Below are 20,575 nucleotides of genomic sequence, written 5' to 3' on the forward strand. Positions count from 1 at the left end.
CACCGGTGGAGGTGTCGCTGAAGCCGCCTTCCCGCAGCGGTACTTGACGGTCCATGGACCTTCGGGCAGCGGCCGAGGAAGAAGGAGCCCGCCTCAGTGGCGTCCCACCGTCGTCCCAAGCAGCCCCGTCACGGATACACGTCCGTGCTCACCGCGACCGCGGCGGTGACGGTCGCGCTGTCGGCGCAGTCGGCCTCCGCCGATCCTCTGCCGGACCCGAACAAGAAGGGCGTCCAGGCGCAGGTCGACCGGCTGTACGAGCAGGCCACCCAGGCCACCGAGAAGTACAACGGGGCGAAGGAATCGGCCGGGAAGCTGCAGAAGGAGGCCGACAACCTCCACGAGGAGGTCGTCCGCAAGCAGGCGGCGCTCAACGAGCTGCGGCACCAGCTCGGTTCGGCGGCCACGGCCCAGTACCGCAGCGGTGGTCTCGACCCCTCCCTCCAGCTGCTGCTCTCCGCCGACCCCGACGCCTACCTGGACCAGGCGTCGGGCCTCGACCGGCTCAGCGCCCGGCAGTCGGACACGCTCCAGCGGTTCCTCTCGCAGCAGCGTGCTCTGCAACAGCAGCGCACTCAGGCCGCGAAGAAGCTTGGCAGCCTCCAGGAGACCCGCAAGGAGCTGGGCAGCAAGAAGAAGGAGATCCAGGGCAAGCTGGCGGAGGCGCAGCGGCTCCTCAACACCCTCACGGCCGAGGAGCGGGCCGAGCGGGTCGCCAAGGAGGAGCGGGCCAACCGGGCGAGCGAGCGGACCGAACTGGCGAGCCAGCAGGGCGAGCCGGGCAACGAGACCAGTGCGTCCGGTCGGGCGGCCGCGGCGTTCGACGCGGCGAAGAGCCGGGTGGGCATGCCGTACGTGTGGGGCGCCACCGGTCCTGGGTCCTTCGACTGCTCCGGCCTGACCTCCTGGGCGTTCCAGCAGGCCGACGTCTCGCTGCCCCGTACGTCGCAGGCCCAGGCCAACGCCGGCACCCGGATCAATTCGATCGGCGCGCTCAAGCCCGGCGACCTCGTCATCATGCGCACCGACCTGAGCCATGTGGGCTTCTACGCCGGGAACGGCCAGATACTCCACGCGCCGAAGCCCGGCGCCCAGGTGCGGTACGAGTCGATGGCCCGCAGCGGGATGCCGTTCATGTGGGGCGTACGGATCTGAGGCCGCCGGCCGGTTCGCGGCGGCCGACGGAGGTCACCCCAGTCCGGCGTGGCAGGTCAGCAGTACGGGGAGCACGGGCGTGATCAGGGCGCCCGTGCCGACCGCGCAGCGCAGGGCGGGATGTGCGCGGCGCGCCGGGGCCAGTACGCGCCGGAGGCGGACCAGCACCGTCCGGCCACCCGCGGCGAGGGTGCCGGTCGGCGCCTCGCCCGCGGCCAGGGTGAACATGGCGGCGGCCAGCGCGCCGCGCGGGCAGCGGCGCAGCGCGTGGTCGTCGGCCGCCATCTCCAGCAGCAGGGGTATCTGCTGCTGGAGATGGCAGGCGAGCGGCACACCGGGGAAGACGCGGGTGAAGGCGTGGGCGGCCGCGAGGACGAGGTGGTGGCGGCCGCGGATGTGGGCCCGCTCGTGTGCGACGACGGCGTCGAGTTCGCCGCCGGACAGGAGGCCGACGGCCCCGCTGCTGAGGACGATCCTCGCGTGGCGGCCGGGCAGGCAGTAGGCGGCGGGCTCGGTGTGTTCCACCACGGTGGCCCGCGAACAGGCCGACCGACGGCCGACCTTGTCCAGGATCTCGCGGTGCCGGGAGCGGGCGGCGTACGCCCGCCCTGCGTGGTCGGCGAAGCCCGCGAGATGGGCGGCGGCCAGGACGGCGACCGCGGCGAGCCCCAGGCCCGGCAGGAAGCCTCCGCCGGACGGGCCGAGGCCCAGGGCCGAGCGGCAGGAGTAGAGGATTCCGTGCAGGTGTGCGCCCGGGGTGGTGAGGTGCAGGGCGGCCAGGGCGACGCAGACGGAGAAGGACGCGGCCAGCGCGAACCACGCGGCGACCGCCAGCAGCGGTGACCGCTGGGGCCAGCCGCTGCGGAGCAGCGCGCGCGGGGCCAGGACTCCGACGGCCGCGGCGTAACCGAGGAAGAAGGGGGCGGCGTTCACAGCGCGCCGCCGCGGCCCGTGGCACGGAGCGCCTCGCGGAGCGCGTCGACTTCCTCCTCCGTCATCCGCTCCACGAAGTGCACGAGCGCCGCCGAGCGGTCCCGGCTCGTTCCCAGGGCGTCCTCCATCAGGGCGGCGGAGTAGGCCTCGCGACTGCGGACCGGCGTGTAGAGCCACGCCTGCCCCTGCTTCCGCCGGGTCAGCCAGCCCTTGTTGTAGAGGATGGTGGCCACGGTCATCACCGTCGTGTAGGCGGCCGGGCGGCGGAGGTTGATGTCGTCGACCACCTCACGGACCGTCGCCGGCCTGTCCCACTTCCACAGGCAGTCCATGATTTCGGCTTCGAGCTCTCCGAGCCGTCGCATTCCCCGTCCTCTTAATTCCGTGCGTCTCCGCGCGCCCGGGAAGCATAGTAGGTTCACGCCCCGCCGTCCTCCGACGGCCGCGACGGACCGCGGCGGCCGACAGCCGCGCCGGGCATCGAGCAACCCCCGAACCTCAGGGAGTACACGTGTCGCCCATGGATGCGCACGACCGGTCCGTCCCCCCGCGTGACCGGCACGCACGCGAGGAGGACGCCGAGCAGATCGCCGGGCTCCAGGTCGCCGCGTGGCGCGCGGCCTACGCCGGAATCCTGCCGGCCGCGGAGCTCCGTGCTCTCGACACCGCCGCCCTCAGCAGCTTCTGGCGCGACCGGATCGGGGCCGGCACCGCGGGCGGAGCCCACGTGCTCGTCCACGACGCCGGCCGGCGGATCGCCGGCTTCTCGTCCTTCGGCCCGGCCCGCGACGGCGACCTCGGGCAACGACCCGACGTCGAGGAGCTGTACGCGTTCTACGCCCGGCCCGAGTACTGGGGCACCGGGGTCGGGCGCAGTCTGATGCGCTCCACGCTGGCTGTCTGGGCGGAGCGGGGCACACGGGCCGGATATCTCTGGGTGCTGGAACGCAACACCCGGGGTCGCGACTTCTACCGGAAGGGCGGCTGGCGGCAGGACCCCACGGCCGCCCCCTCCGGCTCCGGCCCGGACGCCCTGGAGATCCGGTACGGGCTGACCGGCATCGGGACGAGGCGCGGTGCCTCCGCGCCCCGCGCCCGTCACCGCTGAAAGCCGAGGCAGCCCCACCCGGCCCCGGCGAGCAGCCTCCGTGACCACGGCGCCCCGCCCACGTCCAAGCGGAAGGGCAACGCAGCTCGTCGGGGCAGGTCCGAGGCGGGAGCCCTACCACCCCCGCCGGGACTCCCGCACCAGCAGCACCAGGAGATACGCCCCGCCCACGCACACGGTGACCGCGCCGGTCGGCAGCACCACACCCTCGATCGCGTGCTGCGCCACAATGTCGGCGCCTAGCAGCAGCAGCGCGCCGACGAGCGCCGAACGGGTGAGGTCGACGGAGGTTCCGCGGCCGGTGAGACGGCGGGCGATCTGGGGCGCGGCCAGTGCCACGAAGGCGATGGGGCCCGCCGCGGCGGTCACCGCGGCCGTGGCGGCCACACCGAGGACGACCAGCAGCAGTTTCGTGCGCTCGACGCGTACGCCCAGCATCGCCGCCGTGTCGTCGCCGAGTTCGAGCCAGCGCATCCGGCGCTGCGCCACCGGGGCCGCCAGGACGACCAGCGCCAGCAGGACGGAGGCCATCAGCACGGCGGGCCAGCCGATGGCGCTGAGCGAACCGGCGCCCCACACCGCGGCCCTCAGCGCGGTGTCCACGTCGGCCTTCACCGAGAACCACGTGTTGACCGAGGACAGCAGCGCGCCGACCGCGATCCCCACGATGATGAGCCGGAAGCCCCGCACACCCCGCCGGAACGCCAGCAGATACACGGCCAGCGCGGTGACGAGGCCGCCGGCCAGCGCGCCCGCCGCGAGCGCCGAGTAACTGCTCGCACCCGCGAGCAGCGTGACGACGACTCCGGTGTAGGAGCCGGTGGTGAAGCCGATGACGTCGGGGCTGCCGAGCGGGTTGCGGGTCAGGGACTGGAAGACCGCGCCGCCCATCGCGAGGGCGGCCCCGAACAGTACGGCAGCGACGATGCGCGGCGCCCGCCACTCCAGGACGACGGTGCGCACGCTGTTCCCGGCGGTGCCCGACATGACCGCGGCCAGGTCGCCGAGGCTCAGCGAGTAGCTGCCGAGGGTGAACGCCCACAGGGCCAGGGCGAGCAGCGCGGCCGACAGCAGTCCGCACACCACGACCCCGCGGCGGGTCGCTCGCAGGCTCAGGGGCCCCGCCCTGAGGACGAATGCCCCGCTCACAGCTCCCTCACCCGGCTTCCGCGCACGAGCAGGATCAGTACGGGCGCGCCGATGAGCGGCATCATGACGCCGACCTGCAGTTCGGAGGGGATCACGATCAGCCGGCCCAGGACGTCGGCGAGCAGCACGATCGCCGGGGCGAGGACGGCGGAGTGGACGAGGATCCAGCGCCAGTCGGGGCCGGTGAGCCAGCGCACGGCGTGCGGCACCATGAGGCCGACGAACATCAGCGGACCCGCCGCGGCCGTCGCCGAACCGCACAGCAGCGCCACCGCGATCACCACACCGCACCGGGTCGCGCCGACGCGCAGCCCGACGGCCCGCCCCGCGTCGTCGCCGAGCGCGATCGCGTTGAGCGGGCGCGCGCAGAAGGCGGCGGCCAGCAGTCCGGCCAGGACGAAGGGCGCGATGTCGGCGGCGGTGCCCGTCGGGCGGTCGGTGATGGTGCCCGCTCCCCAGAACCGCATACGGTCGAAGGTCTCCGTGTCGATCAGGGCGAGGGTCTCGGAGATGCCGAGCAGGACCGCCGTGAAGGCGACCCCGACGAGGGTGAGACGCAGCGGTGTGGGCCCGCCCCGGCCGCCGCTCGCGGCGAGGTAGACCACCGCCGAGCCGACGACGGCGCCGACGAAGGCGAAGGGCAGGTACTGGTCGATGCGCGTGACGCCGAAGACGGCCACGGCCAGGGTGACGGCGAAACTCGCGCCGGCGTTGACGCCGAGGACTCCGGGGTCGGCGAGCGGATTGCGGGTGAGCGCCTGGATGAGCGCCCCCGCCACGCCCAGGGACGCGCCGACGACGATGCCGAGCAGCGTGCGGTCCACGCGGGCGCCGCTGATCGTGGCGTGCGAGGCGGAACCGTCGGGGGCGGTCAGCGCCTGCCACACCACGTCGAGGGGAAGGAGTGCCGAGCCGATCGCGACGCTGAGCACCACCGCCACGAGGAGCGTGGAGACGGCGACGCCCAGGCCGAGGAGCCGACGGGTCCTGCGACGCGACGACCTCGACGGCGTGGCCGGTGGTGGCGCGGTCGTCGGCGCGAGCGCCTGTGCCATCTGTTCTCCCTGTGCAACCCGCCACCCGGACAGGCCGAAGTGCCGTGCGTGATCGATGTACATGAACTGCTGGAACTGCCCGGCTCCCGGTTCAGCGGCCGCCGAGCGCCCCCACGGCGTCCGTGGTGAGCGCGCTCACGGGCACCCCGGACTCGCGGCTCAGCGCGCGCACCAGTCCGGCCCGGGTCGCGTAGCCGGCCGCCCTGGCCGCCGCCGTCAGCTCGCCTCCGCCGCGGAGGTGTTCGACGGCGGCGTTCATCCTGGCCCGGTTGCGCCACCGTGTGAAGGGCAGTCCGGTCTCGTCGAGGAAGACGCGCTGCACCTGGCGGGGGCTCATCCGGTGTCGTTCGGCGAGCCGTTCCAGGGTCGTGGAGGGAGCGCGCAGGGCCTCGCGGGCGAGTGCGCGCACCGCGGGATGGACGGGCAGCACGACCGGGAAGTAGTTCCGGGAGATGCCCCTCAGTACGCGCCCCAGCTCCTGACGGAACGGCTCGACCTGCTCCGGCGTGGTCGGCGCCGCACCGAGTGTGGTGGTCATGACCTCGACGATCGCGGGTACTGCCCCGAGTGGCTGAACCCGGCATCGTGGCTGGTCAGCGGGGTCGAGGAGGGGGCCGAGCGCCATGCCGCCCGGCTCGATCCGCAGCGCGTGCGGCACGCGCGGAGCGAGCCAGAGGGCCTCGTGCCGCCCGAGCCGCCACTCCTCGCCCTCGGCGGACAGGCGGGCGCGGCCGGTCACCAGGTAGATGAGGTGCGGCGCGTCGTGCCGATGCGTGTCGTGCCCCAGAAAGCGGATGGCGTTCTCGGCGACCACGGTGCCGAGGGATGTCGTCGGCAAGCGTGCCTCCCGTTGTGCGACGCGTCGTGTCCGTCACTGGCGATGTCGTACCCGGATCGACGCAGCGGAACCAGCGAGGTTAGCCTCACCTTACCAACAGCTCGAACATTCGAGCCTACCCAGCCACATGAGGTCCCATGTTTGCTCCTGCCCGCCTTCTCGCCGTCGCGGCCGTCGCCGCGCTGGCCCTCACCGGCTGCTCGGCCGCCGACCCGTCGGGCGACGGGGACAAGGCCTCCGCCGCGAAGACGCGAACCGTCACGACCGACTACGGCAAGGTGGAGGTGCCGGCCGAGCCCAAGAAGGTGGTCGTGCTGAACCACGCCCTCGCCGGGTACCTCTACGACCTCGACGTGCCGGTGCGGGCCACGATCCCCGAGGACGCCGACGGCAAGGGCGAGTTCTCCCCGAACTGGGCGAAGGAGGCGAAGGCGGACGGCACGACGTTCCTGCCGTGGAGCGTCGACGGCTTCGACCTGGAGGCGATCCTCGCCCTGGAGCCCGACCTCATCGTCGGCGGTGGCATCGGCTTCCCGTTGTTCCAGGCGGAGAAGGTGTACGACGACCTCACCGACATCGCTCCCACCGTGCTCGTGGGCAAGAAGCTCGGCGACTGGCGGAGCCAGTTCTCCTTCCTCGCGGGTGACGTGTTCGGCAAGGCCGACGTCTACGACGAGCACCTGGCCGCGTACGACCGGCGGATCGGCGAGGTGAAGAAGGCGATCAAGCCGCCGGCCGGCCCCGTGTCCTTCCTCGCCTTCACCGGCGACGGCACCGCCTATGGCCTGGTGGAGAGCGTGGGTCTGCCCCCCGAGCTGAAGAAGGTCGGCATCGAGCCGGCGCCGGTCTTCGCGGACGGCGGTTTCAAGGTGTACGGGCAGGGCGGCGACATGTTCGAGCTGTCGACCGAGAAGGTGGGCCAGACGATCACCCAGCCGTCCGTGTTCGTGATGGGCTTCAACGCCGACACAACCGACGTCGCCACCCTCAAGAAGAACCCCGTCTACGGCGCGCTGCCCGCCTTCAAGGCGAACCAGGCCTATGACCTGCCGCACTGGGTGCTGCGCGGCGACTACGACGAGTCGATGGCCCTCCTCGACCTCATCGAGAAGCAGTTCTCCTGATGGCCGCCCAGCGTGCGTACACGACGCACCCCCTCGTCCTGCGCCGGGTCACCGTCCGCCGCGTCCACGAGGTGACCCCCAGGATGCGCCGGGTGGTCCTCGGCGGCGAGGACCTCGCCGCGTTCACCCGCGACGGGACCGCTCACCCGGCCTTCGCCGCACCCGGGTTCGACGACCACATCAAGCTGATCCTGGCCGCGGACGGAAACGTCCGGGACGCGCTCCCCGCCCAGTTGCCGCACGGCATCGAGTGGACGCCGGCCGAACACCGGCTGACGCGCGACTACACGCCCCGGCGGGTGGACCACCGGGCGGGAGAGCTGCACCTCGACTTCGTGGTGCACGGCGAAGGACCCGCGGAGGCCTGGTCCGCCTCCGCTCGGGAGGGCGACGAGCTGTGGTTCGTCGGGCCCAAGTCGTCGCTCCGGCTGCCGGAACGGCTGGACTGGATCCTCCTCGTCGGGGACGAGACGGCGCTGCCCGCGATCGGCCGCTTCCTCGACGAGCGTCCCCTCGACGCCCCTGCGCACATCCTGGTCACCGTCTCGGACGCCGCGGCACGCCAGGACCTGACGCTGCGCGACGGCGACACGATCAGGTGGGTGGTCGCGGAGCCGGGCGACGCGGCGGCGCTGGACGCCGCCGTCCGCGCACTGCCTTCGCCGGCGGGCGAGGGATTCGCCTGGGCGGCCGCGGAGAGCCGGGCGCTGCTTCCGGTACGCCGGTATCTCCAGCGGGAGCGGAAGCTCCCCAAGGACCGCGTGAACATCACGGGTTACTGGCACCGCGAGGAGGCCGCCGCACCGGACGCACCGGGCCCGGCCGACGCCGCGCAGGGCCCTGCCGAGATCCCGTCGCCGCTGCCGTGGCTGGTGGCACGGGCCGCGTTGCAGCTCGGCGTCGTCGACGCGGTGGCCGACACGCCGGGGCTCTCCGCCGAAGCGCTCGCGGCCCGTCTGGGCGTGTCCGGGCCGGGGATCGGCGTACTGCTTCCGCTGCTCGCCGCGTACGACGTGGTCGTCGGCGCGGACAGGGGGGCCGGGCTCCGTCTGGGTCCGGCGGGCGAGGAGCTCCTGGACGACCACGAGCGCGAGGAGTACACCGGCCACGAGGCCGAGCTGCTGCTCGCCCTCGCGCACCTGGCTCCCGCGCTCCGGGACGGCACGTCACCCTGGCGGCTCGCCTCGGGCGCCACCCTGCACGACACGGTGACCCTCGACGCGGACCGCTACGGCGAACTGGTCGAGGAGTGCGAGCAGCTGGTCTTCCTGCTGACCGGTCTGACGGCCGACCCCCTCTGGGAGGACGTCGGGACCTGTCTCCTGACCGGTCCTGGCAGCGCCTCGGTGGTGGCCGCTCTCGACGACGCCGGGCGGCGGCCGCGGCTGCGGATCGCGGAGGAAGCCACCCCGGCCGGGGTGCTGCGCGGACACGTCACGGCACCGGACCGCATCGACTGGACGGCCGGCCCCGCCGATGTCGCCGTCGCCGCGAAGGCCCTCGCCCACCGCACCGACGAGGAGGGCGTCCAGCTCCTCACGCGGCTGGCCGGATGGACCGGGACGGCGGTCCTCGTCGAGGCCTCCCGCCCCGACGGTCTGAGTCCGCACGCGGCCGAGGCGGCCCTGCACGCGTACACCGCGACCGGCAGCCCGCTGCGCGACTCCGCCGCGATCGCCGCCCTCGCGCAGCGGTCGGGCTGGAGTGTCGACCGGACCATCGCGCTCGGCTGGGGCACGGAGGCCACGGTCCTGCGCCGGGCCTGACGCCCGCCCCCACAGGGGAGGGGCGGGCGGGAGGCCGCCGGGGTCAGCCCGACCTCGGCGGCCTCTGCCCGTCGAAGGCGAAGAGGGTGTTCGTGGCCGCGGCCACGAACACCGCGCGCCCCGCGACGGTCACGCGGGGGCTCGCGTCCTGCTCGCCCGTCAGACCGTCGACCCGCGGGTCGGTCGCCCACAGCGGTTTGCCGTCCTTCGGCGACAGCGCGACCACCCGGCCGGTGGCCGAGCTGAAGTACAGCGCGCCGGCACCCGCCGCGGGTCCCGACGCACCCTCCACGCCCGTCTGACGCGACCACTTCCTACGCCCCGTCGCGGAGTCGAACGCCGTCACGAGACCGGCCTGTCCGCTCACGTAGACGGTGCCGTCCGCCATGCCGGCCGTGCCCGCGTACACCTTGTCGAACCGTGCGTACGTGACCTTCCGCGAGGCCGGGTCGAACCGCGCCACTCCGTCGTACCCCGCCGACGCCGTTCCCTCGTAGCGCTTCGAGAGGAGGACGAGCCCGCCGCGGGCCGCGCCCACCGGCACGACGGGGCCGTCGACCGTGACGGGCCTGCCCAGGGTCCCGGAGGGGAGGGCGAGCGTACGCAGGGTGGGACTGCGCACCTGGAGGTCGTCCACCTCCGTGTCGGCCGCGCACATCGCGAGGAGCCGCGGTCGGAGCGGGACGGGGGCGCACTGGGTGCCGACGGGGAACGGTGTCGTCCAGAGGGTGTCACCGCTGTGGGCGTCCCGGGCCTCGAAGCGGGAGTTGGAGGCGTCGACCGTCACCACGGCGGAGCCGACCACGACGGCGTCCATGGTCCGGCCCGTGACGGCCGTCGACTGGGCGCCGGACGGTGCGGACCACAACTCCCGGCCGCTGTCGGCGTCGAGGGCCACCACCTCGCTGCGGGGGCCCTCGGGGTCGTCCTGGGCGGCGAAGCGGTAGCCGAGAACCGTGTCGTCGGTGGCGCCCACCATGTGCATGCCCTGGACGGGGACGCCCGGGCTCTTCGCCGTCCACACCCGGGACCCGTCGTGGGCCCTGATACGGGTCGCGACGACGCCGCCGCCCCCGCAGAACAGCGCGTCGCCCCGCGCGACGCACCGCAGTTCGTCGGGGATGTCCTCGCGGCCGCCCGGCACGGTGGCGCGCCATGGCTCGAAGCCGTCCGGAAGCGCGCCCGCCGGTACCGCGGTGCTCTGCCCCGTGCCCGCGCCACCGGGGCTCGTGCCGCCTCCGCTCCCGGCGAAGCCGCCCGTCGTCAGCGCGGCGACTCCGCCGCCGATCGCCGCCACCGCGACCGCCGCCGCGAGCACGGGCCGCCAGCGGCGGCGCAGACGGCCGCCGACCGGGGCGCCGGTGCTTCCGGCGCCGGGGTCCGACGGGGTGGTCCGCGCCGGGGTCCCTCCCGTCGCGAGGTGAGCTTGCGTGTCCATGTCGCGGGTGCGGCCCGCACCCGGGCCGCCGGTCCTGGCTTCGCCGAGTTCGGCGGGCAGGTCCCGCAGCAGCACGAGGAGTTCGTCCGCCGAGGGGCGCCCCTCGGGCTCCTTGTCCAGGCACGGTTCGACGACCGCCCGCAGAGCCTCCGGAACGGCGTCCAACGACGGTTCCTCGTGCACCACTTGATAGGCCGTCATATAGGGGCTGTCCGCGTCGAAGGGCCCATGCCCCGTCGCCGCGTACACCAGGAGTGTCCCCAGGGAGAAGACGTCGGACCGCGGGCCCACACCACGCGGCGCCTGCAACTGCTCGGGCGACATGAAGGGCGGCGTGCCGATGACCCTCCCGGTCATCGTCAGCGTCTGCTGGTCCACCGCGCGCGAGATGCCGAAGTCGATGACGCGCGGGCCCTCGGGCGAGAGCACGACGTTGGAGGGTTTCAGATCGCGGTGGACGACTCCCACCCGGTGGATGTCGCGCAGCGCCTCCGCCAGCCCGATGGCGAGCCGCCTCAGCTCCGCTCCGTCCAGCGGTCCCCCCTCGGCGATGCGCTGCGTGAGCGTGGGCCCCTCGATGTAGGTCGTCGCCATCCACGGCTGCTCGGCCTCGGGGGCGGCGTCGACCACGGCGGCGGTGAACGCGCCGCTCACCCGTCGCGCGGCCGCCACCTCCTGCCGAAACCGGATGCGGAACTCGTCGTCGCCCGCGAACTGCTGGTGGATCAGCTTGATCGCGACCGGCCGCCCCGAGCTCGTACGGGACAGGAAGACCGTGCCCATGCCACCCGAACCGAGCCGCGCCTCCAGCGGATAACCGCCGATCTCGACCGGATCACCTCCGCGCAGCGACACTCTTCCCGACCTCCCGTCCCCCGTGCGTTCTCTGCCATCACGGGCCCGCTCACCTGTGCTGCACCCAAACTAGCCGCAGGCCGGTACGGCAGAGCAAAGCGGGTGACGATCGGGGAGCCCGGCCGCGCCCGCTCCACGGGGAAGTCGTCCGCTCCGGCGTTCACCGATCGGCTTCCACCGCTGACAGGGCGGCCGCTTCCGCCAGCAGCGCGGCCCGGTCGATCGCGGCGCCACCGGTCGCGGGCACCGAACAGGCGTGGGCCCCGGCGATCGCGCCGTACAGCGCGCACCGCTCGAAGGATTCGCCCATGAACCGGCCGAAGAGGAAGCCGGAGGCGTAGGCGTCGCCCGCGCCGTACGGGCCGAGGAACGCCCGGCGCCGCCGGATTGCTCCCGATACATCGACCACCGTCCCAGGAAAGGACATTCCAGTCCCACCCGGAACCTTCGGGCAACTCGATGGCGATATCCGATCGTCCGGCGTTCACCCGCGGACCCTCAATCTGTTCGTATACCCCGACAGGTTATACAGAGGTAGGAAGCGTCCCGCTTGAAGGGATAAATCGCGGAGGTACCCGGACAGTCCACGTCACCGGGGGAAGTCCAGCGCGTTCGCAAGCTGTTGGATGAGGATTCCTTTCGTCCGATGCGGCAGCGCGCATCGCGTTATACAAGTAGATTGCCAACAACACCACGCGATTGACATCGACCTCCCAACCGCAGTTCACCCACTGGCATTCGGTGGCCTGTCATCGCGTGAAGAATTCCTGACGAACACCGAGTCCGCACAGTCCGTCGGTCCGCGATCGAGCCCGGTCGGGCCGACAGTGCTGGACGGTCGCGCTGTTCGCTGTCGTTTCCGACCTGATCCGGTTGTCCGGGGACACCCCCCACGCGGCCGGCCGAGAGCATGAGGAACGTTCTGTGAAGGTTCGTACAAGGCGGCCGAGCACCCTGATCGCCGGGGGACTGGCAGCGATGTTATTGGCGGCTTGCGGCTCCGCGGACTCCGAGAGCACGATGGCCGTCGGGATGTCCGACGACGTCCTCGCCACGGATCCGGCCTCGGGATACGACCCGGGGTCCTGGCTGTTGTTCAACAACGTCTTCCAGTCCCTGCTGAGCTTCCCGCCCGGAGCGTCCACTCCCGTGCCGGAGGCTGCCGAGAAGTGCGCGTTCTCCGACGGCAGCAGAACGTACACCTGCACCTTGCGTGACGGGCTGAAGTTCAGCAACGGCAACGGCCTCACGTCGGCGGACGTCAAGTACTCCTTCGACCGGACGATCAGGATCAACGACCCGGCGGGCCCCGCACCGTTGCTCTCCACGATCTCGTCGATCAGCGCCCCGGACGACAGGACCGTCGTCTTCCGCCTCAAGGTGCCCGACGCGACGTTCCCCAGCAAGATCGCCTCGGGGGGCGGTTCCATAGTGGACCGTCGGGTCTATCCCGAGGACGGCCTGCTCGAAGGTGGCAAGGCGGTCGGTTCCGGGCCCTACCGGCTGAACTCCATCGACAAGAGAAGAGCCGTCTTCTCGGTCTATCCGGGCTATCAGGGCACCGCCGAGGTGAAGAACTCGGGCGTGACCCTGGAGTTCTTCCGAGGTGACCAGCAGGCCCTCCGGTCGGCCCTGGAGAAGGGCGACGTCGACATCGCCTACCGCGGCCTCAGCGCCAAGGCGATAGCTGACCTGGATACCGCGTCCACCGCGGAGAAGGACGGCATCGAGGTGGTCCAGGGCAACAGCGCCGAAGTCCAGCACATGGTCTTCAACGTCGACGACCCGGTCGTCGGCAAGCTCGCCGTCCGGAAGGCCATCGCCTACCTCGTCGACCGCCACTCCCTCGTCAGTGAGGTCTACCAGTCCACGGCGGCACCGCTCTACTCGATCATCCCGGGAGGCATCACCGGCCACGGAACCTCCTTCTTCGACACCTACGGCGACAGCCCGAAGCCGAAACAGGCGAAGGCGGAGCTCCGGAAAGCCGGTATGGCGGACAAGGTGAGACTCACGCTCTGGTCCACCCCGAGCCGGTACGGGCCGGCCACCGACGACGCGTTGGGCGCCATCGCCGATCAGCTGAACCGGAGCGGGCTCTTCGACGCCCGCATGAAGTCCGTCCCCTTCGGCGATTACGAGAAAGGCATCGCCGAAGGGAAGTACGGCATCTACGTCAAGGGCTGGGTGCCGGACTACCCCGATCCTGACAACTTCACCCAGCCGTTCTTCGGCGAGGGCAACGTCCTGTCGAACAACTACGACAACGAGGAGATCGTCGACCGGATCATTCCGCGGACCTCGTCCATGACGGATCGCGCGAACACGCGGCAGGAGTACATGAAATTGCAGGACATCGTGGCGCGACAGCTGCCGATCCTGCCGCTCTGGCAGGGCAAGCAGTACGCGGTCGCCCACGAGAACGTCCGAGGGCTCCAGAACTGCCTGGACACGTCGACCGTCTTCCGCTTCTGGGAACTCAGCACTGCCTACTGAGGCGTGTGGCGGCAGCGGCTGGAGTCGCACTGCGTGGAACGCCCCGTTGTTCACCGGCAGACTCCGTCGGCGGAGGCCGAGGTGAACGGCGCGCCACAGGGGGCGCGAGCAGGCCGGTGCAGTGCCCCCTTCGCCATCGCTCACGCCCTGCCGGGGCCCGTGCGGCGCCGCGAGGATGAGCCGACCGCACCAGATCCCCGCTGCTCCGCGCACCCGCCGTTCGGCGGGTGAACACGCGGTGGAAGGAATCCACGTTGCTGCTTCTCATCTCCCCGGACGGCGTCGAGGAAGCTCTCGCGTGTGCGAAGGCGGCGGAACACCTCGACATCGTCGATGTCAAGAAGCCCGACGAGGGGTCACTCGGCGCGAACTTCCCGTGGGTCATCAGGGAGATCCGCGGAGTGGTCCCCGCGGACAAGCCGGTGTCCGCCACCGTCGGAGACGTGCCGTACAAGCCCGGCACGGTGGCCCAGGCGGCGCTCGGCGCGGCTGTCTCCGGAGCCACCTACATCAAGGTCGGCCTCTACGGATGCACGACGCCCGACCAGGCCATCGACGTCATGCGGGGGGTCGTCCGGGCCGTGAAGGACTTCCGGCCCGACGCGTTCGTCGTCGCCTCGGGATACGCGGACGCCCACCGGATCGGCTGCGTCAACCCGCTCGCGCTGCCCGACATCGCCCGCCGCTCGGGATCCGACGCGGCCATGCTGGACACCGCGGTCAAGGACGGGACCCGGCTGTTCGACCATGTGCCGCCCGAGGCCTGCGCGGAGTTCGTGCGGCTGGCCCACGGGGCCGGTCTGCTCGCCGCCCTCGCGGGCAGCGTCAAGGCGGCGGACCTCGCCACGCTGACCCGTATCGGAACGGACATCGTGGGCGTGCGCGGGGCGGTCTGCGAGGGCGGCGACCGCGACACCGGGAGGATCCAGCCGCGGCTGGTGGCCGCCTTCCGGGCGGAGATGGACCGGCACGCCCGGGAGTTCGCGGCCACCCCGGCCGCGAGCTGACCGCCGCCGTGGAGCAGCAGCCGCAGCCGCACCGGCCAGGTCCCGCACCCCTCGGTGAGCGTTTCACCGTCCTCGATCCGGCGACGGGCGAGCCTTTCGGCGAGGTTCCCGACCAGCAGGCGAAGGAGCTGGACACGGTGGTCGGCCGCGCCCAGGAGGCCTGGCCGGGCTGGCGGTCCGACCCGGCCGGCCGCACCGCCGCCCTGCTCGCGTCGGCCGACGCCGTGGAGGGGGCCGGGGCGGACCTCGCTCCCCTGCTCACCCGTGAGCAGGGCAAACCACTGGCCGAGTCGTACGCGGAGGTCGCCCGCACGGCGGCTCGCCTGCGCTGGTTCGCCGAGTGCGTCCCCGAGCCCCGTACGATCGCCGACGGCCGGGCGGTGCGCAGCGAGGTCCGCTGGCGGTCGCTGGGGCCCGTCGCCGCCATCGTCCCGTGGAACTTCCCGCTCCAGCTCGCCTCCGCGAAGTTCGCGCCCGCGCTCGCGGCGGGCAACACGGTGGTGCTCAAGCCGTCCCCGTTCACGCCGCTGGCCACCCGGCTCCTGGGATCCGTCCTGTCCGCCACCCTCCCCGAGGGCGTGCTGACGGTCGTCACCGGGCGGGAACCGCTCGGCGCCTGCCTCGCGTCGCACCCGGGGATCCGCCATGTGACCTTCACCGGTTCGGTCGCCGCCGGGCGGTCCGTCGCGGCGGGGGCGGCGGCCGGCCTCGCCCAGGTCACCCTGGAACTGGGCGGCAACGACGCCGCCATCCTGCTGGACGATGTGGACGTGGAGCGGATCGCGGACCGGCTGTTCTGGGCGGCGTTCCGCAACTGCGGGCAGGTCTGCGTGGCGGTCAAGCGCGTCTACGCCCCGGCCCGGCTCCACGCGCGAGTGGTCGAGGCCCTCGCGGAACGGGCGAAGAGCGTGGTCGTCGGAGCCGGTCTCGACCGGGCCACGGAGCTGGGGCCGCTCAACAACGCCGCCCAACTGGCCCGGGTGGAGCGCTACACGGCCAGGGCCCTGGCGGACGGGGCCCGGGCCGTGGCCGGTGGCCACCGGCTGGACCGGCCGGGCTACTTCTACGCCCCGACGGTCCTGGCCGATGTCCGCTCCGACAGCCCGGTGGTGACGGAGGAACAGTTCGGTCCGGTCCTGCCGGTACTGCCGTACGGAAGCCTCGACGAAGCCGTGGAGGCGGCCAACGCCACCCGTTTCGGACTGGGCGGCTCGGTCTGGGGGACCGATCTGGACCGGGCCGAGGCGGTCGCCGACCGGTTGGAGTGCGGGACGGCGTGGATCAACCACCACGCCGAGTTGTCCCTCGCCCAGCCCTTCGCCGGCGCCAAGGAGAGCGGCGTCGGCGTCGCGGGCGGGCCGTGGGGACTGTACGGGAACCTGAGACCGTTCGTCGTGCACCGTCCCCGGGAGGCCTGACGATGAGGTTCGGCGCGGCGGTACTGCGCGGTTACGAGGCCCCGTTCGCGGTCGAGGAGGTGATCCTGGACGCGGGGCCGGCCGACGGCGAGATCCTGGTCCGGATCGCGGGCTGCGGGCTGTGCCGGACCGATCTCGCCGTCCGCCGCTCGGCGGGCCGCTCGCCGCTGCCCGCGGTGCTCGGCCACGAGGGGGCCGGGGTGGTCGTGGAGACGGGCGGCCCGGACACCGGCCTGACCGCCGGTGACCATGTGGTGCTGAGCTTCGACTCCTGCGGGCGGTGCCGGAGCTGCCTGGGCGGGGCCCCCGCCTACTGCGACCGGTTCGCCGCGCTCAACCTCTTCGGTGGGCGCGCCGAGAGCGCGGCCCGGCTCACCGACGGGGCAGGGGAAGTGCTGGCGCCCCGGTGGTTCGGCCAGTCCGCGTTCGCCGAGTACGCGATGGTCCCGGCCCGCAACGCCGTGCCTGTCGACGCCTCTCTCCCCCTCGAACTGCTCGGCCCGCTCGGCTGCGGCTTCCTCACCGGCGCCGGGGCGGTGATCAACTCCTTCGGCGTCGGCCCCGGTGACACCGTCGCGGTCTTCGGCGCCGGGGCCGTGGGTCTGGCCGCGGTCATGGCCGCCACCGCCGCCGGGGCTCTCGTCGTGGCGGTCGACCGGCACCCGGAGCGACTGGCCCAGGCCGAGCGGTTCCGTGCGGTTCCGCTGGACGCCGCGTCGGCCGGCCTTCCCGGCCGCGTCCAGCGGCTGACCGACGGCGGCGCTCAGTACGCCCTGGACACCACGGGTTCCGCCCGGCTGATCAACGACGCGCTCCGGTCGCTGCGTCCGACCGGCCACCTGGGCCTGGTGGCACGGCTGCACACCCATCTGCCGCTCGAACCGGGGGCCCTGGACCGGGGCCGGAAGATCTCCCACATCTGCGAGGGGGACGCGGTCCCGGCGCTGCTGATCCCCCGGCTGACCGGGCTGTGGCAGGCCGGGCGGTTCCCCTTCGACCAGCTGATCCGCACGTACCCGCTGGCCGATATCAACGAGGCCGAACGCGACTGCGACGCGGGCCGTGTGGTGAAGCCGGTCCTCATTCCGTAGGGCCGCGCCGCGCTGCTCAGCGGGCACTTCTTCGCACGGCTGCTGCCGGTCGTCTCCAACCTCAGTCGTCTCCATCCATTAGTCGTCTCCATCACCACCAAGGGAGTGCACATGGTCGACACGGCGCACCGGTACGACGGTGTGAAGGGCGTGGAAGGAGGGATCGGTGCGACGGCTCTCCTGGTCGCCGCGGCACGGGCCATCGAGACACACCGCCCCGACAGCCTGGCGCAGGACGCCTTCGCGGAGCACTTCGTGCTCGGGGCTCCGGTGTCCCAGGGCTGGCCGGTCCACCCGCGGGAGGTCCCGGACGGGGACGAGAACCCGTTGTGGGGCCGGTTCGCACGGTACTTCGGACTGCGGACGCGGGTCCTCGACGACTTCCTCCTCCGGTCGGTGCACGCGGGGAACGCCCGCCAGGTGGTCCTTCTCGGGGCGGGGCTGGACTCGCGTGCGTACCGGCTGGAGTGGCCTCCCGGCTGCGTGGTCTTCGAGATCGACCGGGCGGAGGTCCTGGCGTTCAAGCACCGGGTGCTCGACGGTCTTTCGGCCACCCCGAAGGCGGCACGCGTACCGGTCCCGATGGATCTGCGCGCCGACTGGGCCGGCGCCCTGCCCGGCGTCGGCTTCGACCCCGCCGCGCCGAGCGTCTGGCTGGCCGAGGGCCTGCTGTTCTATCTGCCGCCCGCCGCCGAGACGTACCTCATCGACACGGTGGACCGGCTGAGTGCGGAGGGAAGCGCGCTGGCCTTCGAGGTCAAGCTCGACAGGGATCTGCTGGAGTACCGCGACAGCCCGCTCTACACAGCCACGTCGCAGCAGATCGGTATCAACCTGCTGGACCTGTTCGACAGGAACCCCCGGCCCGACTCCGCGGGGGCGCTGACGGACAGGGGCTGGTCCGCCTCGGTCCACACCCCCTTCGACTTCACCCGCCTGCACGGACGCGGCCCGCTGCCCGAGCCGAACGACGCGCTGGCGGGCAACCGGTGGGTCTTCGCGGACAAGCCCCGGCGGTAGACGTCGGCCGTGTACGCGTTCGAGTACGTGCCTGCCGCGTCGGCGGCCTTGAATGTGTCAGCGGCTGCGGATGGAAAAGTGGCGTCTTCGTGGAAAAGCCCCCTAGCTTGTGCCCTCGTGACCGGTGATCCGAAGATGCCCCTGAATCCCCCGAATCCCCATGCGCTGGGCCGCGTGTTCAACGAGGTGCCGGAGCTCTACGACCGGGTTCGGCCGGGATACCCCGACGACTTGTTCGCGGACCTTGTCACCGTCACCGGCTTGAACGAAGGGTCGTCGGTGCTGGAGGTGGGCTGCGGTACCGGTCAGGCGACGCGTTCGCTGGCAGCGCTCGGATGCTCGGTGACCGCCCTTGAGCCGGGCGCGGGCATGGCCGCGCTCGCCCGCCGGCGGCTCGCCTCCTTCCGCAACGTCGACATCGAGAGGTCGGCATTCGAGCAGTGGGACGATCGCGGTCGGCGCTTCGATGTCCTCGTCGCCGCGTCGTCGTGGCACTGGATCGACCCGTCGATCGGCTGGCGGCGAGCGCACGACGTGGTTTCCCCCGGAGGTTGGACGGCGTTGCTCGGCCACGTCGTCGTCCGCCTGCCCGGGGAGCCGGAGGTGTACGCCGAGACCGCCGATCTGCACGAGCGGTTCTGCCCCGGGAATCCCGGCTGGGGTCATCCACCACTGGAGGACGAGGTGCGCACCACCGAGGAGGGATGGGGCTCGGTCGACGATCCCGGAGGACTGTTCGGCCCGACGATCGTCCGCTGGTATCCAACCGTCCAGTGGTTCGACGGGGATGGTTTCAGCGATCACCTTCGCTCGTTGTCGCTGTATCGGAGCCTCGACCGGGATACCCGTGAGCCGCTGCTCGACGCCATCGCCGAGCGCATTCGCACGCGCATGGGCAACCGAGCGTCACGCCGCTATCTGAGCGTCCTGCGTGTCGGACAGCGTGCCCGGTGAGGCCAGTGCCCCTTCTCCGCGCCGCACTCGCGGCGGCCGAACAGGTCGGGGATCCGCGGGCCCTCGACCGCTACCGCGCGCTGGGGCAGGCCGCGGGCGTGAACGCGAACAGGACATCGGTTGAGCGGCCGGTCGCACCGCGTCGGGGCCGCGGGCCGGCTCCGCGTCAGCTCGGCTCGTCGTACACCACCGACCAGGGGCGGGGCGGCCCGTCCGGCGGGCGTGGGCCGGCGGCGTGGTGCGGCGTCGCCGACCGGTCGCGTGCCAGTACACCGGCCGCGAGCTCCGCGAAGTGCGGTGCGGCCGGGTGGGCGGAACGGTCGGCGGGCCAGGCGCCGGTGGTCCGCCGGGTGAGCGGGCGGCCCGCCAGGGGGCGCCAGAGGACGCGGGGCTCCTTGCGGGCCACCGGGCCCTGGTCGAAGGCGACGCCGTGGCCCGCGTGGACGAGGGCCAGCAGGAACTCGGGGTTGGACGCGTGCCGGACCCGGCCGGGCACGAAGCCCTCAGCACGGCAGGAGTCGAGGATCCGGTCGTACCAACCGGGAGCCTGGGCACGGGGAAAGAGTACGAGATCGTGGCCGGACAGGTCGGCGAGCGCCACCTCGGGGAGCCGGGCCAGCGGCGACGTGCGGGGAAGCACGACGCCGAACTCCGCGCGCACCTCCGGGCCGAGGCGGAGCTCGGTGGCGTCCACGGGCTGATGGACGAGGCCGACGTCGAGCCCGCCGGAAGCGAGCAGCCGCAGCTGTTCCTCCGTGGTGATCTCCTGCAGATCGACGGACAGCCCCGGGGAGTGCCCCGCGCAGGCCGAGAGCAGTGCGGAGAGCGTGGAGACCGTGGTGTCGGGTGGGACGCCCGCGCGCAGCGTGCCCAGGCCGCCGTCGCCGGCGCGGCGGGCCAGGGTCCGTAACCGCTCCTCGCGGGCCAGGAGTTCGCGGGCCTCGTCCAGCAGCACCAGGCCGGCGGCGGTGAGCCGGACCTGACGCTGCGACCGGTCGAACAGGGCGGCTCCGAGGTCCTTCTCCAGCCTGCGCACCGCCTGGCTGAGGGGCGGTTGGGCCATGCCGAGCCGGTCGGCGGCCCGGCTGAAGTGCAGCTCGTCGGCGACGGCGACGAAGATACGCAGGTGGCGTAGGAGATCCACAGTCAGTGACCTTATGCGAGGAGC

17 protein-coding genes and 1 pseudogene are annotated in these 20,575 nt (G+C 72.5%); 10 read left to right on the plus strand and 8 right to left on the minus strand.

All coding sequences use genetic code 11. The features are described 5' to 3' along the window. Window positions 1-96: 96 nt before the first annotated feature. Window positions 97-1,155, plus strand: a complete 1,059-nt coding sequence (locus AB0F29_RS31825; RefSeq protein WP_361879372.1) for an NlpC/P60 family protein — start codon at window positions 97-99, stop codon at window positions 1,153-1,155. A gap of 33 nt (window positions 1,156-1,188) precedes the next feature. Here AB0F29_RS31825 and AB0F29_RS31830 read toward each other — a convergent pair whose 3' ends face one another. Both AB0F29_RS31830 and AB0F29_RS31835 read right to left on the minus strand, forming a co-directional pair. Continuing rightward, the gene (locus tag AB0F29_RS31830) at window positions 1,189-2,088 is read right to left on the minus strand and encodes a M56 family metallopeptidase (protein WP_361879375.1); all 900 of its coding nucleotides are present in this window, start codon (window positions 2,086-2,088) and stop codon (window positions 1,189-1,191) included. Continuing rightward, a complete protein-coding gene (locus AB0F29_RS31835; protein WP_361879378.1) occupies window positions 2,085-2,453 on the minus strand; it encodes a BlaI/MecI/CopY family transcriptional regulator in 369 nt (122 codons plus the stop codon). Before AB0F29_RS31835 ends, AB0F29_RS31830 begins: the two co-directional genes overlap by 4 nt. Window positions 2,454-2,608: 155 nt before the next feature. On the opposite strand from AB0F29_RS31835, the gene AB0F29_RS31840 reads away from it, so the two are divergent. Beyond that, the gene (locus AB0F29_RS31840; protein ID WP_361879488.1) at window positions 2,609-3,196 is read left to right on the plus strand and encodes a GNAT family N-acetyltransferase; all 588 of its coding nucleotides are present in this window, start codon (window positions 2,609-2,611) and stop codon (window positions 3,194-3,196) included. A 114-nt stretch (window positions 3,197-3,310) separates the two neighbouring features. Here AB0F29_RS31840 and AB0F29_RS31845 read toward each other — a convergent pair whose 3' ends face one another. From AB0F29_RS31845 to AB0F29_RS31855, 3 genes are all read right to left on the minus strand, one after another. Further along, on the minus strand, window positions 3,311-4,345 hold the full coding sequence (locus AB0F29_RS31845; RefSeq protein ID WP_361879381.1) for an iron chelate uptake ABC transporter family permease subunit: 1,035 nt from the start codon (window positions 4,343-4,345) through the stop codon (window positions 3,311-3,313). Beyond that, window positions 4,342-5,400 (minus strand): iron chelate uptake ABC transporter family permease subunit, encoded by a 1,059-nt coding sequence (locus AB0F29_RS31850; protein WP_361879384.1) that lies wholly within the window; start codon window positions 5,398-5,400, stop codon window positions 4,342-4,344. Before AB0F29_RS31850 ends, AB0F29_RS31845 begins: the two co-directional genes overlap by 4 nt. Window positions 5,401-5,491: 91 nt before the next feature. After that, the gene (locus AB0F29_RS31855) at window positions 5,492-6,238 is read right to left on the minus strand and encodes a helix-turn-helix domain-containing protein (protein WP_361879387.1); all 747 of its coding nucleotides are present in this window, start codon (window positions 6,236-6,238) and stop codon (window positions 5,492-5,494) included. A 137-nt stretch (window positions 6,239-6,375) separates the two neighbouring features. Here AB0F29_RS31855 and AB0F29_RS31860 point away from each other — a divergent pair, with 137 nt between their 5' ends. Beyond that, complete coding sequence (locus AB0F29_RS31860) at window positions 6,376-7,362, plus strand: ABC transporter substrate-binding protein (RefSeq protein ID WP_361879390.1); 987 nt, start codon at window positions 6,376-6,378, stop codon at window positions 7,360-7,362. Continuing rightward, entirely contained in the window at window positions 7,362-9,128 is a 1,767-nt protein-coding gene (locus tag AB0F29_RS31865) for a siderophore-interacting protein (RefSeq protein ID WP_361879393.1), read from the plus strand. Before AB0F29_RS31860 ends, AB0F29_RS31865 begins: the two co-directional genes overlap by 1 nt. Window positions 9,129-9,171: 43 nt before the next feature. Here the strand turns inward: AB0F29_RS31865 and AB0F29_RS31870 are convergent, their stop codons facing one another. Both AB0F29_RS31870 and AB0F29_RS31875 read right to left on the minus strand, forming a co-directional pair. Further along, window positions 9,172-11,421 carry a PQQ-binding-like beta-propeller repeat protein gene (locus tag AB0F29_RS31870; protein ID WP_361879395.1) on the minus strand — a complete coding sequence of 750 codons (2,250 nt, stop codon included), beginning with the start codon at window positions 11,419-11,421 and terminating at the stop codon, window positions 9,172-9,174. A 160-nt stretch (window positions 11,422-11,581) separates the two neighbouring features. Further along, window positions 11,582-11,776: pseudogene (locus tag AB0F29_RS31875) on the minus strand (adenosine kinase); the annotation flags it as partial. A 569-nt stretch (window positions 11,777-12,345) separates the two neighbouring features. Between AB0F29_RS31875 and AB0F29_RS31880 the strand changes: the two are divergent. From AB0F29_RS31880 to AB0F29_RS31905, 6 genes are all read left to right on the plus strand, one after another. Continuing rightward, complete coding sequence (locus tag AB0F29_RS31880) at window positions 12,346-13,917, plus strand: ABC transporter substrate-binding protein (protein ID WP_361879398.1); 1,572 nt, start codon at window positions 12,346-12,348, stop codon at window positions 13,915-13,917. 254 nt (window positions 13,918-14,171) lie between these two features. Further along, window positions 14,172-14,924, plus strand: a complete 753-nt coding sequence (locus AB0F29_RS31885) for a (5-formylfuran-3-yl)methyl phosphate synthase (protein WP_361879401.1) — start codon at window positions 14,172-14,174, stop codon at window positions 14,922-14,924. An 8-nt stretch (window positions 14,925-14,932) separates the two neighbouring features. Beyond that, window positions 14,933-16,342 carry an aldehyde dehydrogenase family protein gene (locus AB0F29_RS31890; protein ID WP_361879404.1) on the plus strand — a complete coding sequence of 470 codons (1,410 nt, stop codon included), beginning with the start codon at window positions 14,933-14,935 and terminating at the stop codon, window positions 16,340-16,342. Between the two features lie 2 nt (window positions 16,343-16,344). Then, a complete protein-coding gene (locus AB0F29_RS31895) occupies window positions 16,345-17,433 on the plus strand; it encodes an NAD(P)-dependent alcohol dehydrogenase (RefSeq protein ID WP_361879407.1) in 1,089 nt (362 codons plus the stop codon). 111 nt (window positions 17,434-17,544) lie between these two features. Beyond that, window positions 17,545-18,453, plus strand: a complete 909-nt coding sequence (locus AB0F29_RS31900) for a class I SAM-dependent methyltransferase (RefSeq protein ID WP_361879410.1) — start codon at window positions 17,545-17,547, stop codon at window positions 18,451-18,453. A gap of 117 nt (window positions 18,454-18,570) precedes the next feature. Further along, the gene (locus tag AB0F29_RS31905) at window positions 18,571-19,407 is read left to right on the plus strand and encodes a class I SAM-dependent methyltransferase (protein WP_361879411.1); all 837 of its coding nucleotides are present in this window, start codon (window positions 18,571-18,573) and stop codon (window positions 19,405-19,407) included. 166 nt (window positions 19,408-19,573) lie between these two features. On the opposite strand, the gene AB0F29_RS31910 is transcribed toward AB0F29_RS31905, so the two are convergent. Beyond that, the gene (locus AB0F29_RS31910) at window positions 19,574-20,551 is read right to left on the minus strand and encodes a LysR substrate-binding domain-containing protein (RefSeq protein ID WP_361879414.1); all 978 of its coding nucleotides are present in this window, start codon (window positions 20,549-20,551) and stop codon (window positions 19,574-19,576) included. Window positions 20,552-20,575: the final 24 nt, after the last annotated feature.

Origin of the sequence: Streptomyces sp. NPDC026589 (assembly GCF_040638385.1) — a bacterium.
Lineage (GTDB): Bacteria > Actinomycetota > Actinomycetes > Streptomycetales > Streptomycetaceae > Streptomyces.

Excerpts from the sequence above, each read along its gene's own strand:
- AB0F29_RS31835 (WP_361879378.1), bottom strand. The coding sequence starts at position 2,453 with ATGCGACGGCTCGGAGAGCTCGAAGCCGAAATCATGGACTGCCTGTGG.
- AB0F29_RS31840 (WP_361879488.1), top strand. The coding sequence starts at position 2,609 with ATGGATGCGCACGACCGGTCCGTCCCCCCGCGTGACCGGCACGCACGC.
- AB0F29_RS31850 (WP_361879384.1), bottom strand. The coding sequence starts at position 5,400 with ATGGCACAGGCGCTCGCGCCGACGACCGCGCCACCACCGGCCACGCCG.
- AB0F29_RS31860 (WP_361879390.1), top strand. The coding sequence starts at position 6,376 with ATGTTTGCTCCTGCCCGCCTTCTCGCCGTCGCGGCCGTCGCCGCGCTG.
- AB0F29_RS31865 (WP_361879393.1), top strand. The coding sequence starts at position 7,362 with ATGGCCGCCCAGCGTGCGTACACGACGCACCCCCTCGTCCTGCGCCGG.
- AB0F29_RS31895 (WP_361879407.1), top strand. The coding sequence starts at position 16,345 with ATGAGGTTCGGCGCGGCGGTACTGCGCGGTTACGAGGCCCCGTTCGCG.
- AB0F29_RS31900 (WP_361879410.1), top strand. The coding sequence starts at position 17,545 with ATGGTCGACACGGCGCACCGGTACGACGGTGTGAAGGGCGTGGAAGGA.